This window comes from Glaciimonas sp. PCH181 (assembly GCF_003056055.1).
In the GTDB taxonomy this organism is placed as follows: Bacteria; Pseudomonadota; Gammaproteobacteria; order Burkholderiales; family Burkholderiaceae_D; genus Glaciimonas.
In genome coordinates this window covers 163728-188683 of the sequence record NZ_PYFP01000003.1, presented here as the reverse complement: position 1 = coordinate 188683, position 24956 = coordinate 163728, and the positions used below count along the sequence as shown (strand labels likewise).

The 24956-nt window shown below is 49.2% G+C and carries 23 protein-coding genes and 1 tRNA gene; 14 read left to right on the top strand and 10 right to left on the bottom strand.

Annotated elements, in window-relative coordinates; translation table 11 throughout:
* The first annotated feature begins 49 nt into the window (after positions 1-49).
* The 3 genes from aroQ to C7W93_RS21545 all read left to right on the top strand — a co-directional run bounded on the left by aroQ (position 50) and on the right by C7W93_RS21545 (position 3283).
* The gene (gene aroQ, locus C7W93_RS21555) at positions 50-526 is read left to right on the top strand and encodes a type II 3-dehydroquinate dehydratase (protein WP_108442397.1); all 477 of its coding nucleotides are present in this window, start codon (positions 50-52) and stop codon (positions 524-526) included.
* Positions 527-735: 209 nt separating this feature from the next.
* Positions 736-1857, top strand: a complete 1122-nt coding sequence (locus tag C7W93_RS21550; protein ID WP_108442396.1) for a porin — start codon at positions 736-738, stop codon at positions 1855-1857.
* A gap of 79 nt (positions 1858-1936) precedes the next feature.
* Complete coding sequence (locus tag C7W93_RS21545; protein ID WP_108442395.1) at positions 1937-3283, top strand: MFS transporter; 1347 nt, start codon at positions 1937-1939, stop codon at positions 3281-3283.
* Between the two features lie 181 nt (positions 3284-3464).
* On the opposite strand, the gene C7W93_RS21540 is transcribed toward C7W93_RS21545, so the two are convergent.
* From C7W93_RS21540 to C7W93_RS21505, 9 genes are all read right to left on the bottom strand, one after another.
* Positions 3465-3812 (bottom strand): hypothetical protein, encoded by a 348-nt coding sequence (locus C7W93_RS21540; protein WP_146177595.1) that lies wholly within the window; start codon positions 3810-3812, stop codon positions 3465-3467.
* Positions 3813-3825: 13 nt separating this feature from the next.
* A complete protein-coding gene (locus C7W93_RS21535) occupies positions 3826-5127 on the bottom strand; it encodes a DUF2130 domain-containing protein (protein ID WP_108442393.1) in 1302 nt (433 codons plus the stop codon).
* A gap of 53 nt (positions 5128-5180) precedes the next feature.
* A complete protein-coding gene (locus tag C7W93_RS21530; protein WP_201747330.1) occupies positions 5181-6956 on the bottom strand; it encodes a restriction endonuclease subunit S in 1776 nt (591 codons plus the stop codon).
* Complete coding sequence (locus C7W93_RS21525; RefSeq protein WP_108442392.1) at positions 6953-8428, bottom strand: class I SAM-dependent DNA methyltransferase; 1476 nt, start codon at positions 8426-8428, stop codon at positions 6953-6955. The genes C7W93_RS21530 and C7W93_RS21525 overlap by 4 nt, the downstream gene beginning before the upstream one ends.
* Before the next feature lie 44 nt (positions 8429-8472).
* Positions 8473-10866 (bottom strand): EcoAI/FtnUII family type I restriction enzme subunit R, encoded by a 2394-nt coding sequence (gene hsdR / locus C7W93_RS21520; RefSeq protein ID WP_108442391.1) that lies wholly within the window; start codon positions 10864-10866, stop codon positions 8473-8475.
* Positions 10867-11366: 500 nt separating this feature from the next.
* Entirely contained in the window at positions 11367-11966 is a 600-nt protein-coding gene (locus C7W93_RS25200) for a site-specific integrase (protein WP_225869991.1), read from the bottom strand.
* Positions 11967-12191: 225 nt separating this feature from the next.
* Positions 12192-12392, bottom strand: coding sequence for an Arm DNA-binding domain-containing protein (locus C7W93_RS25195; RefSeq protein WP_225869990.1), 201 nt, complete (start codon positions 12390-12392; stop codon positions 12192-12194).
* Positions 12393-12550: 158 nt separating this feature from the next.
* A tRNA-Asn gene (locus tag C7W93_RS21510) sits at positions 12551-12626 on the bottom strand.
* A gap of 129 nt (positions 12627-12755) precedes the next feature.
* Positions 12756-13973, bottom strand: coding sequence for an amino acid aminotransferase (locus C7W93_RS21505; protein ID WP_108442390.1), 1218 nt, complete (start codon positions 13971-13973; stop codon positions 12756-12758).
* A gap of 127 nt (positions 13974-14100) precedes the next feature.
* Between C7W93_RS21505 and uvrB the strand changes: the two genes are divergently transcribed.
* Both uvrB and C7W93_RS21495 read left to right on the top strand, forming a co-directional pair.
* Entirely contained in the window at positions 14101-16182 is a 2082-nt protein-coding gene (gene uvrB, locus C7W93_RS21500; protein ID WP_108442389.1) for an excinuclease ABC subunit UvrB, read from the top strand.
* Between the two features lie 109 nt (positions 16183-16291).
* A complete protein-coding gene (locus tag C7W93_RS21495; protein WP_108442388.1) occupies positions 16292-17104 on the top strand; it encodes a uracil-DNA glycosylase in 813 nt (270 codons plus the stop codon).
* A gap of 14 nt (positions 17105-17118) precedes the next feature.
* Here the strand turns inward: C7W93_RS21495 and C7W93_RS21490 are convergent, their stop codons facing one another.
* A complete protein-coding gene (locus C7W93_RS21490; RefSeq protein ID WP_108442387.1) occupies positions 17119-17988 on the bottom strand; it encodes a TetR/AcrR family transcriptional regulator in 870 nt (289 codons plus the stop codon).
* A gap of 356 nt (positions 17989-18344) precedes the next feature.
* On the opposite strand from C7W93_RS21490, the gene iscR reads away from it, so the two are divergent.
* The 9 genes from iscR (at position 18345) to iscX (ending at position 24825) form a co-directional block, all read left to right on the top strand.
* Positions 18345-18830, top strand: coding sequence for a Fe-S cluster assembly transcriptional regulator IscR (gene iscR / locus C7W93_RS21485; protein ID WP_108442386.1), 486 nt, complete (start codon positions 18345-18347; stop codon positions 18828-18830).
* A 17-nt stretch (positions 18831-18847) separates the two neighbouring features.
* On the top strand, positions 18848-20101 hold the full coding sequence (locus tag C7W93_RS21480; protein ID WP_108442385.1) for an IscS subfamily cysteine desulfurase: 1254 nt from the start codon (positions 18848-18850) through the stop codon (positions 20099-20101).
* 61 nt (positions 20102-20162) lie between these two features.
* Positions 20163-20567: a Fe-S cluster assembly scaffold IscU gene (gene iscU, locus C7W93_RS21475; protein WP_108442384.1), complete on the top strand. Its 405-nt coding sequence runs from the start codon at positions 20163-20165 to the stop codon at positions 20565-20567.
* Between the two features lie 98 nt (positions 20568-20665).
* Entirely contained in the window at positions 20666-20989 is a 324-nt protein-coding gene (gene iscA / locus C7W93_RS21470; RefSeq protein ID WP_108442383.1) for an iron-sulfur cluster assembly protein IscA, read from the top strand.
* Between the two features lie 104 nt (positions 20990-21093).
* Entirely contained in the window at positions 21094-21609 is a 516-nt protein-coding gene (hscB, locus tag C7W93_RS21465) for a Fe-S protein assembly co-chaperone HscB (RefSeq protein WP_108442382.1), read from the top strand.
* 81 nt (positions 21610-21690) lie between these two features.
* Positions 21691-22305, top strand: a complete 615-nt coding sequence (locus C7W93_RS21460; RefSeq protein WP_108442381.1) for a LysE family translocator — start codon at positions 21691-21693, stop codon at positions 22303-22305.
* A 4-nt stretch (positions 22306-22309) separates the two neighbouring features.
* Positions 22310-24175, top strand: coding sequence for a Fe-S protein assembly chaperone HscA (hscA, locus tag C7W93_RS21455; protein WP_108442380.1), 1866 nt, complete (start codon positions 22310-22312; stop codon positions 24173-24175).
* Positions 24176-24232: 57 nt separating this feature from the next.
* The gene (gene fdx, locus C7W93_RS21450; protein WP_108442379.1) at positions 24233-24571 is read left to right on the top strand and encodes an ISC system 2Fe-2S type ferredoxin; all 339 of its coding nucleotides are present in this window, start codon (positions 24233-24235) and stop codon (positions 24569-24571) included.
* A gap of 59 nt (positions 24572-24630) precedes the next feature.
* Complete coding sequence (iscX, locus tag C7W93_RS21445; RefSeq protein WP_108442674.1) at positions 24631-24825, top strand: Fe-S cluster assembly protein IscX; 195 nt, start codon at positions 24631-24633, stop codon at positions 24823-24825.
* Positions 24826-24956: the final 131 nt, after the last annotated feature.

Sequence of the window (24956 nt, the reverse complement as noted above, 5' to 3'; positions counted from 1 at the left end):
AAATAATAAAAATAACGCAGCTTTCAATCCAATCCTTGAAGGAGACAGCATGACCGCACCACCGAAATCCGTTCTGGTCCTGAATGGCCCAAACCTCAACCTGCTAGGCACCCGCGAGCCGTCGTTCTATGGCGCGCAAACTCTGGCTGACGTTGAAGCCCTTTGCTGCGACGCTTGCGAAACGCATGGCTTTACGCTCGATTTTCGCCAGTCTAATCACGAAGGCGTATTGATCGATTTGATCCATGCAGCAGGCGTGGCGCAGGCCGCCGGAACCCTAGCCGGGGTGGTGTTTAACGCCGGTGCTTACACTCATACTTCGATCGCCCTGCATGATGCCATCAAAGGCGCCAGCGTACATCTGATCGAACTGCATATTTCAAATGTCCATGCACGCGAATCGTTTCGTCACCACTCGTGGATATCACCAGTGGCGCATGGGGTGATGGCGGGCTTCGGTATTCAAGGATATGGGCTCGCGATTGCTGCGCTGGCCTTGCAGCCTGCGACGGCCAGCAGTCAATAAAGCCTGATTGATTCTCGCGCGGCTAATGTCGCTGGCCCTATTTCACTTGCCTTGCTAATGCTCTTCACACGACGTGTGGAGAGTCATTTATTGGTTGATTTACGAAGGCCCTCGCTTCTAAAAATCTTGAGGGAAATCGGCACGTCAGAGGCGCTAGCCTTTCGTGCGTGTTGACGCACACAACAAAAAATAAACACTACGGAGATGTTATGAAGAAAAAATTAGTCGCTTGTTTTAGCCTCGCTGCTTGCTCTACGTTTGCACAGGCACAATCCAATGTGACCATCTATGGCGATGTGGATCAGTACATCGGTTACATCCATAGCAACACTGGCAAGAGCGTCACTGGCCTGAATGATGGCGCGATCCTGCGCAGTCGTCTGGGCTTCAAGGGTGTGGAAGATTTGGGCGATGGTTATCAGGCCAAGTTCACGCTGGAGCAGGGGCTGGGCGCGAATACCGGTGCAGCGGCCGATGCGCCGCGCTTGTTCGATCGTCAGGCATGGGTGGGTATCAATACCCCGGGTGGTGAATTCCGCCTTGGCCGTCAGAACACCATCATTTTCTTCATCGGCGGTGCCATCGATTACACCGAACGGACTACTTTCGGGTCCCTCATTAATACGTTTGGCGTTCCTTCGCGTTACGACAATGACATTTCCTATAAGTCGCCACGGATTGCGAATTTTCAGGTAGATCTGCACTACGCAATGACCGAAACTGCTGGTGAAAGTATCGGTACGCGTGGCGTGTATCAAGCTGGCGTTGATTACACCAACGGGTCGTACCGTGCCGGTTATGCGGGTTTGTGGGCTAAGCCGCTGGCGAACGCTTTGTACGCGAATGCAGTGGTCTACCACAACTTATATGCCGACTACGATTACGGCAAAGGCAAAATCTATTTCGCCTATGTCCGCAGTAACAACGTGACAGGCAATGCGAACGGCAATAACGCCACCGGTATTTTGAGCAATGTCAGTATTCCAACGAACGCATTTGCCGGTAACAACCCAAGCGTATTGCGGATGTATAACATTTATCAGGTATCGGCCGATTATCGGCTCACACCGCAGCTGCGCATCGGTGCGTTGTATGGCGTCATAAAAGATACGTCCAGCGGAAATGCCGGTGCGCAGGGCGGTAACGTCGGGACGTATTACGACCTATCCAAACGCACCACACTGTACGGGTTTGCCAACTACATGAAGAACGATACCAACGCCGGTTTTCGCTTCAGCGGTTCGGCCGGACCGACCGCCAATTTAGCCGGTGCCGATATCAACGGCAAAAGCCTGATCGGTTTGCAGGCTGGCATCCTACACCGGTTTTAAACCCTTCGATTCAAGGATACTGTTATAAGAATACGTTCTCTTAACAGTAAAAATATAACGACAGTTCATGGAGAACGGTATGTCGACATCTACAGTTTCGCAAAAATCTCGGAGACAAGCCGCTGATGGCGCCGAGCAGCAAGCAAGTACAAGTTCACCGCGTAAAGCCGCCTTGGCCAGTTGGATCGGCAGCGCGGTCGAATATTACGATTTCTTTATTTATGGCACCGCAGCGGCGTTAGTGTTCGGCAAGATTTTCTTCCCGGCATTTGATCCTGTCACAGGGACCATTGCAGCGTTTGCCACCTTCGGCGTTGGCTATGTCACAAGACCGATCGGCGCTGTGCTGCTGGGTCACGTAGGTGACAAATACGGTCGCAAAAAAGTGCTTACTTTTACGCTGCTATTAATGGGCATCACCACTTTTCTAGTCGGCTTATTGCCAACTTATGGCCAGATTGGCATAGCTGCGCCAATCATGCTGGTCGTGTTGCGCATGTTGCAGGGATTATCGGCAGCAGGTGAGCAGGCCGGTGCCAACTCAATGACGCTAGAACATGCCCCCGCACATCGACGCGCATTTTTTACCAGCTTCACATTGAGCGGAACACAAGCAGGCCTGATTTTGGCGACGTTGGTATTTTTGCCGATCTCAGCACTCCCAGAAGATCAGTTGCTGGCATGGGGCTGGCGCATTCCGTTTTTTCTGAGCGCCATCGTCGTCGCGGTTGGGATGTGGGTGCGCCGGACGCTGCCTGAAACGCCAGCTTTTAACGAAGAAGAAAAAGCCCATAAGCAAGCCAAACTGCCGGTAGCCGTGCTATTCCGCGACCATAAGGCTAATTTAGTACGCGTCATCTTTGCCGCCCTAATATCTGTAGTCAGCACCATTTTTAGCGTCTTCACGTTGTCCTATGCGGTCAACACAGTCCACATCCCACGGGCAACGATGCTGACCGTGCTGGTATTGGCAAATCTGGTCGCATTAGGCGCGATTCCCCTCTTCGCTGCGTTATCGGATCGCATTGGCCGCAAGCCAGTATTTATGTTCGGTGCGCTCGGCTCAGCCTGCCTGATTTGGCCTTACATGTGGGCGCTAAGTCACGCCAACATTCCTCTCATCTTCGTACTTGGCTTGTTGTTATCAGGCGTCGTGTATAGCGCGGCAAACGGCGTCTGGCCTTCTTTGTACGGTGAAATGTTCAATACCCGTGTGCGTCTGTCGGGCATGGCGATCGGTACGCAGGTAGGCTTTGCATTAGGTGGCTTTGCACCGACCATCAGCGCGGCAATTTTGCAGCCGGGGATTAATGGCTGGGTGCCGGTTGCGATATTTGTCACTATTACATCGGCGATTTCGGCACTCTCGGTTGCGACGGCGCGGGAGACTTATCGTACGCCGATGAGTGAGTTGGGTAAGGGATAGGCATCTTATTTCACCGACTATGCTTGCCTAACTTTTCGGGCAGTCGTTATCAATGCAAAAAGCCGACTTAAAGTCGGCTTTTTGTATGGGAAGCATCTCAGCAAGCGATCAGGCCGACCTACTAACGGGTTCTGTTCAGCGCCATTTGCGCCTCCTTAGCTAACCAAATGGAAGCCAGAAATCAGTGCAATTCATCCGGCATGGCTAACATTGTATTTTCATCGCTTGCACTGGCGGCTTTTATCACATCTTTCAGGACTTCGACAAACAGGTGCACTTGCTGCCTGCTTATGCGATCACGACGCCATATTGCCCCCAGCGGTGCAGGCAGAAGATCGAGAGAAATCGGAAGCACGCTGACATTGCCGGATGTGTGTAAATAGCGCGCAGTACTGGAAGGTATCTGAGGAAGCCGAATACAATAAGCATCAATGGCCGCCTCAGTGATAGCCAATGGCCCATTCGCTGCATTGCCGACGGCCAAGAAACCCGTTTGACCATCCGATTTCCGTAGAACTGCGACATCCACGTTCAGGCACATCTTATGAATTGGTCAGCACCTTTGCTATTCTGTCGTCAGATTCCAACGCTTGAAGTTCAAGACCCTCGATCTCCTGTAGAGACTTGCCCGCGATACCTTGCAAATCGCCATACATGCCGACCGTCGCCCCCATGACGCGCTCAATCTGTTCTTCACGCTTCGCCCATTGCTTCATGATGACCTTGCGTTCTTTGTCCAGGTCTATCTGCATTGAGGAGAATGCCTCGACGATGGCTTCAACACGCTGGCGAAACCGCGGGCCAGTGAGGTATTCGTACACCATTTCGGTTTTGGTTTGCTGTCCTTCTGAAGCTTGCCTTGCCATGTTCACCTGCAGCAGCGAATGACGCAGCACTGTTGCGACGGGTAGTGCGGCACGCGGACTGCTAATCCAGACCCCATCGATCACATCGAAGGCTTCCACGTTTTTGGGCAAGACCTGACTCACAAGGACGGCAATTTCGGCTTTGGCCGTGCGTTGATCTTCGCGCAATCTGCTTAGCCATCCATCGCTCCAGTTCTTGGTGCGCTTGGATTCCCACAGTATCGTGCCGCATGGCTGACCACTCGGGCTGACGACCCGTTGCAGAATGTCGCCGCCAAATTCGCCCTTGCCAACGGGTTCTATCGCGTCAAACGGAAACTTCGCTCGGAGCAGGTTTTCCAGTTCCAATTCCTGTACTTCGCCCTGCAATTGTTGAGAGCCTTGCTCGGCCTTCTGTTTAAGCTCTTCGATTTTTTGCTGCATCGAGGCTATTGTCTGATCCTTCTCCATGACTTTCAGCCTGAGTCCATCTTCGGCTTCGCGCTTGGCTAATGTACGCACTTCGCTCAAACCATCCTGCACGCGCTTTTCGATGGTCAGCTCCAGTTCGCGTTTCTCGTCATCCAGTTCACGTTGCTTCTTGATTAGATCGGCTTGCGCCTTTTGAGCTTCGGCCAGTTTTTCGTTGCGGGTTTTGAGCACTTCTTGCAGTTCGGTTAGTTCCAGTGCTTTGGCATCAAGTTCTGCCGCGCTTGCCAGCTTGGCTTTTTTGGACTCTTCGGCGATTACGCGGGTGCGTTCTGCTTTCAATTGCACAGCGACCTGGTCGGCAACCTGCTCGCCCAAAGTACGCTTGGCTTCCGCGACCTGTTTTTCTTTTTCACGAATATTTTCTTCGCGTTTGACGATCTCGTTGTCTTTCTGCGCGAGTTTTTGCTCGAACTGCTGACGCGTTGCTTCGATCAATGGCGCTGCGAGCGACTCTGTCAGCCGGATCTCGGTCTTGCAGCTAGGGCAGGTAATTGTTGGTTCTGTCATCGCTCGCTCCGTGATAATTAATGGGAATTAAGAAAAAATAATGAAATCGATTATTACGCTACCGCTTGTTCGATCATGACGTCTGCTATTTTTTGTTGTAGCTGATTGGCTTCAGTGATAAAGGATTTTAGCTGGTCGCAGAGTGCCATAAGTTCATCGATTTTCGAAACGATCCGTAGTTGTTCATTTCGCGGAGGCAAAGGAATAATCATCTCATCCACATCACTTAAGCGGAAGCTGTTCTTAATGCCCCGTTGAGGTGCATTAAACTGTAGGGAGGCCATTGGTGATCTTAGGCCTTCTGGAAAGTATCTATTTCGACATTGAGGAATAAATCTCAAAAGGCACGTATGTTGGTTAATGTATGCATCACCAAAGCCATCTGGAATTCTGCCCAAATTTCCTACGTAGCCAGTAATCGAAATTAAAAGATCATTTGCCTCTAACTTAGTCCTTGAGCCCTCTCCATCCTTAGGAGCATTGACATATCGCATATTTTCTAATCGAAGATTGTAGCTACCTCTAGATAGGTTCGCCATTGTTACAAATTTGGCGCCTTCAACTGATAGATGCTGCGCCCAATCTCTTGAACCTGAGGTAATCAATTCAGCGACCTCTGAGAGCCTGATCCATTTCCACCCAATGGGCAGTGAAAAAGGTTTTTCTTTATCGTCGACGGGATACAGTGGCTTGGATTTCTTAATTTTTCCGTCAGCAATTAACTTGGCTTTTCCAGCCTGAATCTGTTTAAGCAGTTCACTAGCCGGTTCATCTTTTGGATCTTGCGGCACGAGCTTTCCCATCACCGCCAATTGCAACAAAGTTTGCTTGAGGGCGTCGATGCTGGTTTCGGTAGTGAACAAGGTATCGAAATGCACAGCGATACGCTGCCAGTTGGCGCTGAAATCTTCGGCGTTTTGCGATAGTGTAAGTGTGCCAAGCAGGTGGCTCACGAGTTTTTCGTGGGCTTCGGCGGCGTTGGTGTGTTGTGCCTCCAACCGGTCGCAGAGCGCCATCAATTCATCAACTTTGGCGACAATGCGGAGTTGTTCGGAAATAGGTGGAATTGGGATAATAAATTGCCCCAACTTTCCTATACTTAATCCTTCCCGAGACACGCCAACCTGAACATCCATTACCGTTTTCTGAACATGTCTTGAAATTAATACCAAGTGGAGAAACAGCAAGATTTCTTTAGATACGGGCCGGACTATTGTCACATGCTGGCTAACATTTCCTGTCTTCAGGCTATCAGGGACAATGGCACATCGTCCAATCGACGCTCCTGTAATATTAAACAGAAGATCACCTGAAAAAACATGTGTACCTAACATTTTTTGATGTGTTTCTAATTTTATGAAAGCGACATCGTCAAGTCTAACTCCTTCGTTCCAGACATTTTGAGAGCGCAGAAAAGGGACGCCGTCGTCAACGTAAACCTGCTTGCCTCCCAAAGGTGTACTACCAGCACCTATTTTGCTTAATAGTTCATTTAACCTGATCCATTCCCAACCCTCTGGCAACTTAAACGGCTTTTCTAGGTCTGTTATCGGTGCGGACGGCTTGTCTTTTTTGATCTTGCCTTCAGCAATCAGCTTGGATTTTTCAGCCCGTATGCGTTTAAGCAATTCACTGGCCGGTTCATCATTAGCATCTTGCGGCACCAACTTCCCACGCACGGCTAGCTCCAGAATTAGCTCGCGCAACTTCCTAATGCCATACACATTCCCAACATTACTCGAAGCGCGGCCACGCCCAGATTTTTTACTACTATCGGCAGCCGTCCAGATATCAATATGCTCGGTCAACATCTGCTGAATACCGCTCAAGACGCCACCCCACGTTGCAGCGCTTCTCCGAGAATAGTTTTCAACTGTCCGCGCAGCGAGGCAATATCCTTCTGCATCGCATCGTACTGCGCTAGCAACAAATCAGGGTCGTGAATTTCCTGTTCACCGATATGTGGATTCTTGCAGTCGAGGTTGTAGTTACGCGCCTTGATGTCATCTATGCTAACTTTCCACGCTTGTTCATTTTCTACGCGGTGTTTAAAGCCATCTTTTGCTTCTCCCCACCATGCCGCCTCTTCATCAAATTCAGCGATCTTCATCGGCTTGGTTTTGCTGTAGCTTTTGACGCCGGGTGGGTACGGGTGTTCATAAAACCAGATGTGTTGCGTAGGCGTGCCTTTGCTAAAAAACAGCAGATTAGTTTTGATGCCGGTGTACGGTGCAAACACGCCATTGGGCAGACGCACGATAGTGTGCAGATTACATTCGGTCAGCAACTTTTCTTTGATGCGGGTTTTGATACCTTCGCCAAACAAAAAACCATCCGGCAAAACCAGCGCGGCACGGCCATTCACTTTCAGCAATTGCATGATCAGTACCAGAAACAGATCGGCCGTTTCACGGGTGCGAAATGCTGCCGGGAAGTTGGTTTCAATTCCATCTTCTTCCATGCCGCCAAAAGGGGGATTGGTAATGACCACATCGACGCGTTGTTTTGGTCCCCAACTGATTAATGGATAGGACAGGGTATTGTCATGGCGAATATTGATCGGCACATCAATGCCGTGCAAGATCATGTTGGTGGTGCATAGCAAATGCGGTAATGGCTTTTTCTCGATGCCTAATATACTGGCTTGCAATTGCACTTCGTCATCGACCGTTTTGACATCCTGGGCGCGGATGTGTTTGATTGAGTAAGATAGAAAGCCACCGGTACCGCAGGCAGGGTCCATCACCTTTTCACCGAGGCGCGGGTTGCTCATGCGCACCATGAATTCAGTCACCGCACGCGGGGTATAAAATTCGCCCGCATTGCCTGCCGCTTGCAAATCGCGCAGCAATTGCTCATACATATCGCCGAATAAATGCCGTTCTTGTCCCTTGTTAAAGTCAATCCCTTCCTCAAGCTTGTTGACTACCTGGCGGATCAATTGTCCGGATTTCATGTAGTTATACGCATCTTCAAATACCGAGCGGATGACAAAGGCGCGCTGATCGCCACCTTTGGCTTCTAACTGCTGCAAAGCTGGGAATAGATCGTTATCCAAAAATTGTTTTAATGCTTCGCCGGTCATGCCTTCGGCATTGGCGGCCCAGTTGCGCCAGCGGTATTGTTCTGGCAAGGGCGACTGGTAATTGTCTTGCAGCAATTCCCATTCACTCTCGCGGTCGTCAAAAATTTTCAGGAATAACATCCAGACGAGTTGGCTCAGGCGCTGGGCGTCGCCGTCGACACCGACGTCTTTGCGCATGATGTCTTGGATGGATTTGATAGTAGAAGAAATACTCATAATGCGGACAACTTTTCGGTGAAGGTAAATGTGAATTTAAATCGTTAAGCGTAGAGATTTTTCTCTAGTTCATACAATGCTGCTATATAAGCTGGCTTGCCGCCAAAGGCTGAGACCAACTCGCTGGCGGTGCCCATATTTTTGAACGGGTCGAGGGTGAGAATTTTGATGTCTTCAATGTTTTCAATGCCGGTATCGGCGTATTTTTCCAGCAGTGTTTCCAGGACTTTGCGGGCTTGATCGCCGTATTTTACAAAATAATTGCGCTTTTTGACATTTTCGGCTCGCTCACGTCGCGTCAAAGGTGGTTGATCAAAGGCTACATGGCAGATCAAATCGAATGCATCAAAATCTTTGCCAACTTCCTCGGCCAGAGGTTGTAGCAACACACCGTGTTCTTCGAGCTCGCGAAGGATGGCGGCCTTGCGCTCGGCTTTGCTCCAGCGCAGTAAAAATTGATCGAGCGAGGAATAGTCCTTGCGCACGGTTTTGCGGGTGTAATCCTTCAGGGATTCGGTAATCAGTTTGCCGTCCGGGCCGTAATATTGCACGCGCTCGGCAACGATATGCACCGTCACATCGGCCAATACATATTTGACGCGACCTGCGCCGGGTGCGTCACCACCAAAAATACCGTCATCCGTCCCAGATAGTGTGACGCCAGTATTTTCTGCGCCCGTTGGCATTGGATTGCCGTTTTCATCAAGAATGACTTCTTGCTCATCGTCATCTGGCGGCACTGGCGATTCATCCACTTTGGGCGCATAAATCATGACTGGCTCGCCGTCAAAGTCCGGGTCCGCAAATAGTTCGGTCGCTTTTTTGAAATCCATGATGGTGAACCAGAACTTGTCGTAATCTTCATTGATACGCGTACCGCGTCCGATGATTTGCTTGAACTCGGTCATGGACTTGATGTGTTGATCTAGTACGATCAGTTTGCAGGTTTGTGCATCGACACCCGTCGTCATCAACTTGGAAGTGGTGGCGATCACCGGATAACGTTCTTCCGGGTTAATGAAGTTATCCAGCTCGGCCTTGCCTTCTATCTCATCGCCGGTAATACGCATCACATATTTGCGGTTTTCTTTGACGCGCTCGGGGTTCAGGTTGACCAAAGCCTGGCGCATGCGTTCGGCGTGATCGATGTCATCACAAAATACGATGGTCTTTGCGTAGGGATCGGTTGCAGTGAGAAAATCAGTGATTTTTCTGGCGACTAGTTCGGTACGCTTTTCTAACACCAACTTGCGATCCATATCGATCTGATTGTACACCCGGTCCTCAATCAGCAGACCATGTTTGTCGGCTTGCCCTTTGTCAGGACGCCATCCTTGCACGTCTTTGTCGATGTCGATGCGCACAACCTTATACGGCGCAAGAAAGCCATCTTCAATGCCCTGTTTGAGGGTGTAGGTGTACACCGGATCGCCAAAGTAATAGATGCTGGAGACTTCTTTGGTTTCTTTCGGCGTAGCCGTTAAGCCTATGTGCGTTGCGGAAGAAAAGTACGCCAGAATGGCGCGCCACGCGGAATCCTCCGCGGCGCTGCCGCGATGACATTCGTCGATCACAATCAAGTCGAAAAAGTCTGGGGAGAACTGCTTGTAGATGTTCTGCTCTTCTTCGTTGCCGGTGACGGCCTGATACAGCGACAAGTAAATTTCGTAACTCTTGTCTATCTGACGCTTGCTGATTTTGGTCATCGCCGCACCAAACGGCTTGAAATCATTGTTTTTGGTCTGATCGACCAGGATGTTACGGTCAGCTAAAAACAGGATGCGTTTTTTTGTTTTGGATTTCCACAAGCGCCAGATGATCTGGAACGCAGTGTAGGTCTTGCCGGTACCGGTGGCCATTACCAGCAAAATCCTCTGCTGCGCTTTTGCGACGGCCTCGATTGTATTGTTGATGGCGTTAGTTTGGTAATAACGCGGAGCGCGGCCTCCACCGTCATCGTAATACGGCATTTCCACAGCGCGACGGGCATCGGCTGTTTCCAGGCCTTTCCACTGACAGTAGCGCTGCCACAGTTCTGCGGGTGAGGGGAAAGCATCCAATGCCAGTTCCTGCTCGGTCCTTTTAGCCAGCCCAGTACGGTCATGCATCAGGAAGGCATCGCCATTGGAGCTAAACACAAACGGTACGCCGAGGGTTTCAGCATAGTTGAGAGCCTGCTGCATGCCAGCTCCGACGCTTTGACCGTTTTCCTTCGCTTCGATGACTGCCAGCGGGATATTCGGCTTGTAATACAAGATGTAATCTGCACGCTTTTGTTCACCACGGGTATGCAGTTTGCCACGCACGATGACGCGTCCCTTGGTAAAGCTCACTTCCTCTCGAATCTGAGTATACAAATCCCAACCAGCAGCGGTAACGGCTGGTGTGATGTACTTGGAGCAGATGTCGCGTTCGGAAAGGCTTTTCTTGTCAACCATAGGGAATGATGTCCTCGTGTGTATCCAGGCCGTTGGTTTGCTTGCAAAAGTAGTGTTATTTAACTATTTGCAACATTTTATCTTACCGGAAGACTAGTTTATTCATGTTTTGAAGCATTATCGAGATACGTATACCTAGAATCTCTCTTTCTGAAACATCTCCATATAGAGAGGATTAATTGTTGACTCCCAACTTCCGATGCGGTCGTGAAAGTGCATACCTGCATCAAGCGTTATCAAAGAAATGGATTTCCCCTAAATTAGTAGCGCTTAATAGTGCCTACTGAGTTAGAGGGAATCCAGCTAACTCACTATTCATGATGCCAATTCATGTGCTTACTTAGCGGAGTTAGGCCAGGATGATCAGTTGCTTGCCTTGGAGGCGCTTTCACCGTGACGAACTAAATAAATTATTTTCATTGAGGTTGCTATATAAATGGTGTTATCGAGAAATTGAAGTACGAATCTGTATCCAAAAAAATTGAAACAGAAGCAGGGCACTATCCGAGCTTTTCTAAAAGGCTTTCTGGTTTGAGGTGTGTGTATCTTTTGAGCATTTGCATACTTTTATGCCCAGTGATGCTGGCCACCTCCATCGGATGTAATCCTTTTTCGAATAGACGCGATGCAGCTTCATGTCTAAGATCATGCCAGCGCAAGTCTTTGATTTGAAGTTTTGCAATGACGCGTTTCCAAATACAAATGACTGCGTTTACGTTGGTATCCAGCACCAGCCCGGAACTGTTCAGCGCAATTTCCCCGTTGTCGTCTTTCGGGCAGATCTCATGTAGGATCTTTCGGGCATGTTTTGAAAATGGTAATACCGCTGGGACACCCTTGTTCGCAATTTCTATAGCGCTGGCTGGAAACCGGATCATGCATGCTGATAAATCGATCCATTCCCACTGAAGCTTAAACAGCATACCTTGCCGTAAGCTGGTTTCAATTGCGAGGTCGGAGGCGCAAGCGGCATATTTATTTTCACTTGCATTCAACTGACCAATGATCAGATCGTATTCTCCGTTTTCCAAGCGACGACTGCGGGCACGACTTCCCGCAGGTTTTAGAATATTTTGCAGAGGATTTGGGAGGCTTTCCATCCCGCATTCTTTGCGTGCAATCTCGAATAAGTGACTGATGAGCTGGAGTTCCAATCGGATTGTATTTTCTGCCCGACCGGCTTCTCTTCTGGTATCCCTATACCGTGCGAAATCGGCACCCTTAAGATTCGCAAGGGTTCGGTAGCACAGGTCATTGAGTAGCCATCTGTTAATGCGGCAGGTTTCTTGATAGGGGTGGCGCTTGGTTGGGACGATTTCCCTGTTCTAGCGCTCTAGGGCTTCGCGTAGAGTAGAGCGTTCCGCTTCGGCCCTGTCAGCGTATAGACCGGAGTCCATTTCTGCCTCAATTCGCCTAGCCCATTGTTGGGCCTGCTTCTGAGTATTGAAGGTACGATATGTCGGTTTATACCCTTTGCGTCGAACTTCAGCGCGCCAATAGGCCCCGCGTTCTTTGATGTATGCCATTCCAGTTTCTCCAATCGTTGATAAAGCGCTTGGTCTGGATTCTTTCATTCCGGCAGAATTCCGGCAAAGGCCAGTTTTTGAATCTGATCGGAAATAGATAGACGAAAAAAAAGCACTCCGATTTCTCGTAAGTGCTTGATTCTCTACTACTAGTGTTCTGGCTCCCCGACCTGGACTCGAACCAGGGACCTGCGGATTAACAGTCCGTCGCTCTACCAACTGAGCTATCAGGGAAAAGAAAGAAGCAGGATTATAGTCTCGAAATATTCAAACTGTCAAATTTTCTATAACTATTTCTGCATTCTATTTTTGGTTGAAAACGCTTTAAAACACATTTCGTCTTCGTCCAAAAGAGCCGCCATTCTAAAGGACTTTTGCGATTGCCGCTACAACATAATCAATATTTTTTGTATTTAATGCAGCAACACAAATACGACCAGTATCGATAGTGTGAATTGAGAACTCATCGCGCAGTTTTTCTACTTGCGCTTTGGTCAAGCCGGTGTATGAAAACATGCCGCGTTGTTTCGTGACGAATTCAAAATCGTGCGCCGGTGCTTGCTCTTTTAGTTTCTTCGCTAGCAGTTGACGCATCTCGCGAATGCGTACGCGCATGCCTGCTAACTCTTCTTCCCACAGAGTGCGCAGCTCTGGCGATGCCAGTGCCGTTGCGACTACTTGGCCGCCGTGAATCGGTGGGTTGGAGTAGTTGGTGCGGATGACGCGTTTGAGTTGTGAGAGGATGCGGCCTGCTTCTTCGGTGCTGGTGGCGACGATGCTCAGTGCGCCTACGCGTTCGCCGTAGAGCGAGAAAGATTTGGAGAATGAGTTGGAAACAAACAACGGGCCACCGGCTTCTGTGAAGCGACGGACGACTTCGCCATCTTCTTCAATGCTGTCGCCAAAGCCTTGATAGGCCATGTCGAGGAAGGGCACCAGGCCACGTTCTACAACTACTTGAATGACTTCTGTCCATTGGTCGCTAGTAAGATCCGCGCCAGTTGGGTTGTGGCAGCAGGCGTGTAGCAAAACGATGGAGCCGCTGCGGATGGATTTTAATGCGGCGAGCATGCCAGCGAAATTTACGCCGCGGGTTGCCGGGTCGTAGTACGGATAGCTGTTGACAGTGAAGCCGGCCGATTCAAATAGTGCAAGGTGGTTTTCCCAGCTTGGATCGCTGATCCACACTTGCGTGTCATCTGCGGAGAAGCGCTTCAGGAAGTCAGCGCCTAGTTTCAATGCGCCCGTGCCGCCGATGGATTGGACAGTAATTGCGCGCTTCTCTTTAATTACGGCGCTATCGGCACCAAATACGAGTTCTTGCACTGCTTTGTCGTACGCCGCCAGGCCGTCGATAGGCAGGTAAGTTCGTGGTGATAGCTTTTCTATCAATTGTGCTTCGGCTTTACGCACGCATTCTAGCAGCGGTACTTTACCATTGTCGTCGTAATAAACCCCAACGCCCAGATTGGTTTTGCTTGGGTTTTGATCGGAATTGAAGCCTTCGGTAACGCCAAGAATTGGATCGCGTGGCGCCATTTCGATGGCGGTGAAAAGGGAGGCAGGAAGAGGAGCGGTCATCGTGATAACATAAAAAGTTGGCTGCTAACCGTAGGTTTGCAGTCGGGTTGAATGCTGTGCCGGATCACTAATTTATCGCAAGTCGGCGCGGATTTACTGCTGCTTATTCTACCAAAGGTCGAGGCTCATGGCTGACATATCACACATTGCTGGCAAGATCGACGATGACAAAATTGTCACTTTCCCCAATTCCCCCTATAAACTTTTCCAGCCCTTTTTACCGGCGGGCGACCAGCCTGCGGCGATAGATAAGCTATCCGAGGGGATCGAAGACGGTCTGTTTTACCAGACTTTGCTTGGCGTTACCGGTTCTGGCAAGACTTACACGATGGCGAATGTGATCGCGCGGATGGGGCGACCAGCAATCATATTTGCGCCAAATAAGACGCTGGCGGCGCAGTTATATAGTGAATTTCGCGAATTTTTTCCACAAAATGCGGTGGAATATTTTGTAAGTTATTACGATTATTACCAGCCGGAAGCATATGTACCGCAACGGGACTTGTTCATCGAGAAAGATTCGTCGATTAATGAGCATATAGAGCAGATGCGCTTGTCGTGCACCAAGTCGTTGATGGAACGGCGCGATGTAGTGATTGTGGCAACGGTCTCCGCGATTTACGGTATCGGTAATCCGAACGAATATCACCAGATGATTTTGACGTTGCGTGCCAAGGATAAAGTGAGCCAGCGGGATGTGATTGCGCGCTTAATTCAGATGCAATATAGCCGCAATGAAATCGATTTCGGGCGGGGTACTTTCCGTGTGCGTGGGGATGCCATCGATGTGTTTCCGGCTGAACATGCTGAGTTGGCGCTGCGGATTGAAACCTTCGATGATGAAATTGAAAGTCTGCAATTATTTGATCCGTTGACGGGTCGGGTAAAACAAAAAATTCCCCGTTTTACGGTTTATCCCGGTTCGCATTATGTGACGCCGCGTGGCACCGTACTGCGCGCTATCGAGACTATTAAAGACGAGTTGCGTGATCGGCTGGAATTTTTCCGTAAAGAAAATAAGTTAATCGAAGAGCAGCGTATCGAACAGCGCACACGCTTTGATTTGGAGATGATGCAGGAGATTGGATTTACCAAAGGTATTGAAAACTACTCGCGACATTTGAGTGGTGCGAAAGCAGGCGAGCCGCCGCCGACATTGGTTGATTATTTGCCGAAAGACGCATTGATGTTTCTCGATGAGTCGCATGTTTTGATCGGCCAGCTTAATGGTATGTATAACGGCGATCGCGCCCGGAAAACCAATCTGGTGGATTACGGCTTTCGCTTACCGTCAGCGCTGGATAATCGGCCGCTGCGGTTCGACGAATTTGAGGGCAAGATGCGGCAAACAGTTTTTGTTTCAGCGACTCCGGCTGACTACGAAAATCAGCATGCCGATCAAGTGGTGGAGCAGGTGGTGCGCCCGACGGGTCTGGTCGATCCGCTGATTGAGGTGCGTCCGGCATTGAGTCAGGTTGATGATCTGATGTCTGAGGCGAATGCCCGGATCAAGAAAAATGAACGCGTATTGGTTACTACGCTGACTAAGCGCATGGCGGAGCAGCTGACGGACTTTCTGAGTGATAACGGGATTAAGGTGCGCTACCTGCATAGCGATATCGAAACGGTCGAGCGCGTCGAAATTATTCGCGATCTGCGGCTCGGCACTTTCGATGTGCTGGTGGGGATTAACTTGTTGCGCGAAGGCTTGGATATTCCTGAGGTGTCGCTGGTGGCGATTTTGGATGCCGATAAAGAGGGCTTTTTGCGTTCTGAAAGAAGCCTCATTCAAACCATAGGCCGCGCCGCCCGTAACCTTAATGGTAAGGCGATTTTGTACGCAGATCGCATGACCGATTCGATGCGGCGTGCAATTGATGAGACCGAGCGTCGTCGCGCTAAACAGATTGCCTTTAATCTTTTAAATGGCATTACGCCTGTTGGTATCCGCAAGGAAATTAGGGAGTTGATCGATGGCGTGTACAGCGCCCAAGGTGCGCGTGAAGAGTTGCATGCCGCGCAAGATCGGGTGAAGTATGAGTCGATGAGCGAAAAGCAGGTTAGCAAGGAAATTAAGCGCCTTGAGAAGCTCATGGGCGATCATGCGAAGAATCTGGAGTTTGAAAAAGCGGCTCAGGTGCGTGATCAAATGCATCAATTGAAGCAGCAATTATTCGGCGCGCCGGGCGTGGATAATGTGGTGCCATAGTTCATAATATTTAATTGAATGATCATTCAAATATAGGGGTGAAGTAATGAATTTTATGGCGTTTAAAATTTATTTTTATAACTCATTTTTTAACTTACTGTTTTAATTTATGACTGATTTACGCACTAAACTTATCCCTATTGAAATTCGTCGCGCTTTAGATGTCGCACATTCTTCCTGGCAGCCAATTTTGCTGGAGGGCTTACATGCAATGGCGGTAGCGCATCAAACTTATTTGCCGGAATTGGTTGCTTCTGACTACTTGCCAACGGAAGGCCGTTTGTTTGCTGCCTTTGCCTTGCCTATCGATGCGGTGAAATATGTGCTGGTCGGTGAGGGGCCTTATCCGCGTGCGGCGAGTGCGACGGGCGTTTGTTTTATGGATGGTGCGGTAGGTGGATTGTGGTCGGCGGCAGGGCTTTCAAAGCAGGTTAATCGAGCAACCTCGCTACGCAATTTCATGAAAATGTTATTGGTCGCAGACGGGCAGTTGGCGATCGAGAAAACCACTGGCGATGCGATGGGGGAGGTCGCGTTACGTGCGCAGGAGGTGGATTCCGCGACGATTCAGACTTTGGCTGATTTGCAGGAAAATCTTACCGCGGAGGGGTTTTTGTTGCTGAACGCAACGCTGGTATTTCGTCCCACAGTAGCGCCAGTAAAAGAGGCGAAGCCGTGGTTACCTTTCTTGCAAGCGGTCTTGTTGGGCTTAATTGCGCACGGCGAGAAAGGCTCTGTTGCGTTGCCTACGTTAGTTCTTTGGGGCAAGATCGCCGAGCAGTTAAATGCTTTGGCGTCCACGGCGCAATTCCCGAAAGTGGTCGCAGAGCATCCTTATAATCTCAGCTTTATCGGCAGTGCCGGAATGCAGGCTTTATTCGCCCCGATGCATTTATTGCGCAAGCGCAGCGGCATAGGTTGAGTTTGAATAATCATTCAAATTAGGCTCATTTGACGCAAGTCAGTCTCGGCGGCGATTTCTGCTTCTTCTATTGCGATTAATTCAGCTTCAGTCAACTTTGGGATTTCTGGAGCGATAACTTTTTTTGTGTTTTTCTTTTTCTCGGGCTTGAAAAGATTTGATTGGCGTAGGTCGTCCTCGGCTTTTTTTGCTGCCTTTTCAGTGATCGGTTTGATGGTTGGTGGCGTTGCCTTTTGTATTGGTTTTGCTTTTGTTGGCTTAGCCTGCACCGTATCGCGGGCCAACCAGTTTTTTAGCATGCTATCAAACATTGCCAGCAGCGCTTGTGGTTGATCTTGGGTGTATGCCTGCCGAATAACCAGGCCATCCCACATGGCTGTCAATAGCAGGGCTACTTGCTGGGCATCAAGCTTTGGATCAATTTGCTTGCGTTTTTGAGCTGTGCGCAACATGTCTGCTAAACCGTCGACCCATTCCGATTCCGCTTTCTTAATGATCGTGCCAACTTTTTTGTTCCGCAAGCCTTCCGCGTAGATTTCAGTCATCAGACCGGCGTCGCTGGTGGCGGCGTAGCGAAGCGCAAAAGCTTGCGTGATGGCGAACAGCGCCTGGGGTAGGTCATCGGTATCGTGATACTCAGCCAGCATCATGCGCGCCTGGCGACGTTCGTCCTCGGCCATGGCGGCGATAATCGCGTCTTTACCGGTGAAATAGCGATATACGGCACCCGGTCCCAAGCCGACTTCCGTGCAGATCTCCTGCATGGACGTTTGATGGAAACCGGTCTTGCGGAAACATTTTCCGGCCGATTTAAGGATATCTGCGCGCTTCTTCTCGGCTCTGTGGGTCGGGGATTGCGGGGTTTTAAATTTGCGGGTGGCCATGCGTCTGTGGTTCTGAAATGATTTATACCTGAAGGGGCAACATTATAGTTTGATCGACCTCCTGCTTGATGGCTTGTTTTTAAGAAATGCTGATCTTTTTTTCTTTCGGGGGCGTTTTGCATGGATTGCGACCCTGCTAAGTCGTACAAGTTCGCTTGACGCTGCAGGAGGATGGCAAAAATGAATTTATTCCACGATGCTTATTGCATTAAATATTCATTAAGTATTTGATTTTATGGTGTATTTTTTCGAGCTGGGCAATACCTGACGGATTCACTCAACTTTGTTATACTAGACAAAATTATTCAGGTATTCCGAATAAAGAAACAACAGATAGCGTTACGACCGGAGATTCCATGCGTTTGACTACGAAAGGCCGATTTGCAGTAACTGCGATGATTGACTTGGCTTTGCGTCAAGGTCGAGGACCGGTGACCTTGTCAGCGATCAGCGAAAGACAAGAAATTTCGTTATCCTATCTGGAGCAATTATTCGGCAAATTGCGTCGTCACCAAATAGTAGAGTCTGTACGTGGACCGGGTGGCGGTTATAACCTTGCGAGACGTCCTGAAGATGTTACTGTCGCCGACATTATTATTGCCGTCGATGAGCCATTGGATGCAACGCAATGCGGCGGCAAAGAAAATTGCCATAGCCCGGATCATGAGGGCGGTAGTCGTTGCATGACCCACGATTTGTGGTCGACGCTAAATGCCAAGATGGTCGAATATCTGGATTCGGTATCGCTGAAAGATTTAGTAGATCAGCAAAATGCACATTTGAAACAGAAGAACCTTGAACAAAATGTGGTGGTAATGCATCGTTCCCACCTTGTTGCTTGATTGGAGCTTGAAAAAGTATGAACGCACCTCTTGAAAAAAGCCTGATAGATACACTGAAGGCACCGCACTTCCCAATTTATATGGACTATTCGGCGACCACGCCAATTGATCCTCGTGTTGCCGATAAAATGATTCCGTACTTGCGTGAGCAATTCGGTAATCCTGCTTCTCGCAGCCACATGTACGGTTGGACTGCAGAAAAAGCTGTCGAAGATGCGCGTGAGCAAGTCGCTGCATTGGTGCATGCCGATTCCCGTGAAATCATTTGGACTTCCGGTGCCACCGAAGGCAATAATCTGGCGCTCAAAGGCGCGGCTAATTTCTATAAAACCAAGGGTAAGCACATCATTACGGTGAAGACTGAGCACAAAGCTGTGCTTGACACCGTGCGCGAACTTGAACGTCAAGGCTTTGAAGCAACATATTTGCAGCCGCAAGATAATGGTCTGATTACCGTTGAGCAGTTAGAGGCGGCAATTCGTCCAGATACGATTTTGATATCGGTAATGCTGGTCAATAATGAAATTGGTGTCATTCAGCCAATTCCTGAAATTGGCGAACTATGCCGCAAAAAAGGCATCATTTTTCATTGCGACGCTGCACAAGCAACGGGCAAGGTTGAAATTGATCTGGAAAAATGGAAAGTCGATCTGATGACTTTTACAGCGCATAAAACCTACGGCCCTAAAGGCATCGGTGCGTTGTATGTTCGCCGCAAGCCGCGTGTCCGTCTTGAAGCACAAATGCATGGTGGTGGCCATGAGCGTGGTTTGCGTTCGGGTACATTGCCGACGCATCAGATCGTGGGTATGGGGGAAGCCTTTCAGCTTGCGCAAGAAGAAATGGCGACTGAACTCGTGCGTATAAGAGCATTGCGCGATCGTTTGGCGACTGGCTTGCAAACCATGGAAGAAGTTTACGTTAACGGCGATATGGATCACCGGGTTCCGCATAACCTGAACGTCAGTTTCAACTACGTTGAAGGTGAATCGCTCGTGATGGCAATCAAAGATATCGCGGTGTCGTCCGGTTCAGCCTGTACTTCCGCTAGCCTTGAGCCATCGTATGTATTGCGCGCTTTAGGCCGCAACGATGAATTGGCGCACAGCTCGATCCGTTTCACTATCGGTCGCTTTACGACAGAAGAAGAAATTGATTTCACAATTGATCTGATCAAAGGAAAAGTGGCGAAGTTACGCGAATTGTCGCCGCTTTGGGATATGTATAAGGACGGGATCGATATTAGTACGATCCAATGGGCAGCGCACTAATAGTCGATTCTAGGGTTTCTCTTGCGGGATAACCGCAAGGCCTCAAACAAGGAGTAACAAAATGTCTTATTCAGAAAAAGTTCTCGACCATTATGAAAACCCGCGCAATGTTGGCGCCTTTGAAAAAGGTGATGACACTGTCGGTACGGGTATGGTTGGCGCGCCAGCATGTGGCGATGTGATGAAATTGCAAATCAAGGTCGGCGCAGATGGCGTGATTTTGGATGCAAAGTTTAAAACCTATGGCTGCGGTTCTGCGATTGCATCGTCATCGCTGGTAACTGAATGGGTCAAGGGAAAAACGCTGGATCAGGCAATGGCGATCAAGAACACGCAAATCGCTGAAGAGTTGGCGCTGCCGCCGGTCAAAATTCACTGCTCGATCCTGGCAGAAGATGCTATCAAGGCAGCGGTTGAAGATTACAAAGCAAAGCACGGCACTATCCAGCAAAAGCAAGCGGCTTAAGTTAGTTCGATGTTGTCCCGGCGCTGTGCGATCTTGATATGTTTCAGGTTGCACCGCTGGGGTAGCGAGTAAAAGTAACGGGAAAGAGACGACGAGTTATGGCAATTACTCTCACTGAAAAAGCAGCAAAGCATATCAATCGCTATATCGAAAGACGTGGCAAAGGTATTGGTTTGCGTTTTGGCGTGCGTACTACGGGATGTTCCGGACTGGCTTACAAACTGGAATATGTCGATGAAAAAACGACAGAAGATGCCGTTTTCGAATCGCATGGCATTCAGGTTTTTGTCGATCCTAAAAGCTTGCCTTACATTGATGGTACGGAGCTTGATTTCGCACGCGAAGGCTTGAACGAAGGTTTCAAGTTTTACAATCCAAACGTCAAAGACGAGTGCGGTTGCGGCGAAAGTTTCACGATTTGATTGACTGGTCAGGCGCGGCCCTGACCAATGTTATTTATTGTTGCGTGCCCATCATGGACCAGTTAAGCCTGTTGCAGTAGAACAGGCTTTTGTTTTAAGTAAATATGCAAAATCACTTCGACCTGTTTCACCTCCCTCAAGATTTTTCGCTTGATCTGTCAGCGTTGGAAGGGGCATATCACGAGGTGCAAAACCAAATTCATCCGGATCGTTTCGCCAATGCTACCGGCGCTGAAAAGCGCGTTGCGATGCAATGGGCGACTCGGGCCAACGAAGCCTACCAAACCCTCAAAAATCCTTTCAAGCGTGCCGCCTATTTATGTGAGTTGAATGGGGTCGATTTGCAAGCTGAATCAAATACTTCCATGCCCGGTAGTTTTTTGATGCAGCAAATGGAGTGGCGCGAGGCGTTAGAAGATGCGCGTGATGCCAAAGACATTGAGGCGCTGGAGCGACTGGATTCTGCATTGCGTTTAGCGCGTACCAAGGACTTGATAGAGATTGCATCAACGCTAGCCGCTAAAGATTTTGAGAAGGCGGCGCAGTACGTGCGGCAATTAATGTTTTTGGAAAAATTTGCAGAAGAAATCGGGAATACCTTTTCGATTCTGGAATCTTAAGGAGTGGCGATCTAAGCTGCTTTGCCCAAATCACCCAAATCACCAAAATCACCCAATAAATAGAGCTAACGGAGAGCTGACATGCCTGAAGTCTGGTTGTTTTTACTTGCTGCGATGGCGTTGACCCTCGCACCCGGTCCTGACAATATTTATGTTCTGACGCGCGGAATTGCGCAGGGCAGAAAAGCTGGCTTGGTTGCCGCACTAGGTTTTAGTTCAGGTCTGTTTTTTCACACGATGCTGGCGGTATTTGGTTTCGCTGCATTGATTAAGGCTTCACCGACTGCCTACGCGCTATTGCGATATGCGGGCGCTGGTTATCTGATTTATCTCGGCATACGTACTTTACGTTCTACAGCTGCGATTCAGATTCCGGGGGCAGGCAAGGACATTCAATTGTCCCGTATTTACTGGCAAAGCGTGATCGCGAATATTTTAAATCCTAAAGTTACCCTATTTTTTATCGCATTTTTACCGCAGTTCGTGAACGCACGAGCTGGTCATATTCCTGCGCAGATGTTGTTGTTGGCAGCGGTGTTTATTTTGCAGGCGCTCGCTATTTTTAGCGTGATTGCCTGTTTCTCTGGAATGGTCGGCGCTTTTTTTCAACGCAAAGCCTCGGCCGCCACTTACCTGAATCGATTGGCTGGCTCAGCGTTTATAGCGCTCGGTATTCGTATTGCTCTCCCGGAATAAAACTATGGCTCTTCTTCAAATCTCTGAACCCGGCATGTCCACCGCCCCTCACCAGCATCGATTAGCGGTGGGGATTGATCTGGGGACGACTAATTCGCTCGTGGCGACGGTTCGTAACAGTATTCCCGAAGTATTGAACGACGCGGAAGGACGGCCATTAATGCCGTCTATTGTGCGTTATTTGCCGAACGGAAATGCGCATATCGGTTATAAAGCGCAAGCCGCACAAACCAGCGATCCGAAGAATACGATATTGTCGGTTAAACGCTTTATGGGGCGCGGCCTGAAAGATATCGCTTACGTAGAAAATTTGCCCTACGACTTTCAGGACACGCCGGGCATGGTGCAACTGAAAACAGTTGCTGGGATAAAAAGTCCCGTTGAAATTTCAGCACAGATTTTGGCAACGTTACGCCAGCAAGCTGAGGACGCGCTTGGCGATGACCTGGTTGGTGCGGTCATTACGGTGCCTGCTTATTTCGACGATGCGCAACGTCAGGCAACCAAAGATGCGGCCCAACTAGCCGGTATTAACGTCTTGCGGCTATTGAACGAACCGACTGCGGCGGCGATTGCGTACGGTCTTGATAATGCCTCAGAAGGTGTTTATGTCGTCTACGATCTGGGCGGCGGGACGTTTGATATATCTATTTTGAAATTGACCAAAGGTGTTTTTGAAGTATTGGCAACGGGCGGCGATTCTGCGCTCGGCGGTGATGATTTTGATCAACGTATTTTTTGCTGGATTAGTCAGGAAGCGCAATTAGCGCCATTATCCGACGGTGATACACGTGTATTAATGGTCAAGGCCCGCGAAGCAAAAGAATTACTCTCATCAAAAACCGAAGTCACTATTGACGCTGCTTTAAGCTCAGGCGAGCAGGTTCATTTGACGTTGACTGCAGGCGTATTTGGCGAGTTGACTGCAAACCTTGTTGCCAAGACGCTATCGCCTACTAAGAAAGCGTTACGCGATGCTGATCTCAGTGCGGATGATATCGATGGCGTTGTACTAGTTGGTGGCGCAACCCGGATGCCGGCAATACGCAAAGCGGTTGGAGAGTTTTTCCACACCACCCCTTTAGCAAACATTGATCCCGATAAAGTGGTGGCGTTGGGTGCTGCGATTCAAGCCAATTTACTGGCGGGAAATCGCGCTGCTGGCGATGACTGGTTGTTGTTGGACGTGATTCCGTTATCGCTTGGTATTGAGACGATGGGCGGTCTGGCTGAAAAAGTCATTCCACGTAATTCGACGATTCCTTGCGCACGCGCACAGGAATTTACGACATTTAAAGATGGGCAAACGGCGCTGGCAGTGCATATCGTGCAGGGCGAGCGCGAACTGGTCAGCGATTGTCGTTCTTTGGCGCGCTTTGAATTGCGTGGTATTCCGCCGATGGCGGCAGGAGCAGCGCGGATTCGCGTGACTTATCAGGTCGATGCAGATGGCTTGTTATCTGTTTCTGCGCGAGAGTTACGCTCAGGCGTAGAAGCGTCGATTAACGTCAAGCCATCATACGGTCTGGCCGATGATGAAGTTGCAAAAATGTTGCAGGACTCATTTACATCTGCAGACATCGACATGCAATTGCGTGCTTTGAGAGAAGAGCAAGTCGAGGCCGAGCGGATCGTACTGGCGACTGAATCAGCGCTGACAAGTGATGCAGCACTTTTATCAGAGCAGGAACGCGCTGCCATTGCCCTTTTAATAGTCGATGTTCGAGCCAAAGCGCAGGGCGACGATCATTTAGCGATAAAGGCCTCAGTGGATGCGTTAGCGCGTGGCACTGAAGATTTCGCGGCACGGCGTATGGATCGTAGCGTTCATGATGCGCTGACTGGCAAGACACTGGATCAGGTGTCGTAATCGGTACGAATAATATTTTAATGTAGTCCATAACACCAATATTGTAGAGGTATTCAAGTGACCCAAATTGTCGTATTGCCCCATCCAACTTACTGCCCTGACGGTGCCGTTTTAGAAACCTCAGCCGGTAAATCGGTATGCGATGTTCTGCTCGAAAATGATATTGATATCGAACACGCTTGCGAAAAATCGTGTGCATGTACAACCTGCCACGTTATCGTGCGTGAAGGCTTCGCTTCACTGAATGAACTGGATGACAAAGAAGAAGACTTGTTAGACATGGCCTGGGGTTTGGAAGCAAATTCGCGTTTGTCTTGTCAGGCGATTGTCGGTGAAGAAGATCTGGTGGTTGAGATACCGAAATACACGATCAATCACGCAAGTGAAAATCATTAAAATGCTGTGTGGAATTAGTTTTGCCAGTGATGGCGACGACATTTTTAGGGATAAGCAAAATGAAATGGATTGATACACTGCATATTGCAGAGGCGCTATACGACAAGTTCCCGGACGTAAATCCAGAAACGATTCGTTTCACCGACTTGCATGCCTGGGTTTGTGAGCTGGATGGTTTTGATGATGATCCAAAGCGCTCTGGTGAAAAAATTCTTGAAGCAATTCAGCTAGCCTGGATTGATGAAGCCAAATAATTTTTTTGGGAAATTTTTACATTAATCGTGGATTTGCAATCGCTTCGGCTGTGAATAGCGGATGCGCAAACCTGACTAATGTATTTGTTGGCGACACCTTAGTTGTATTACTTGAGATGTAAAAAACCGCT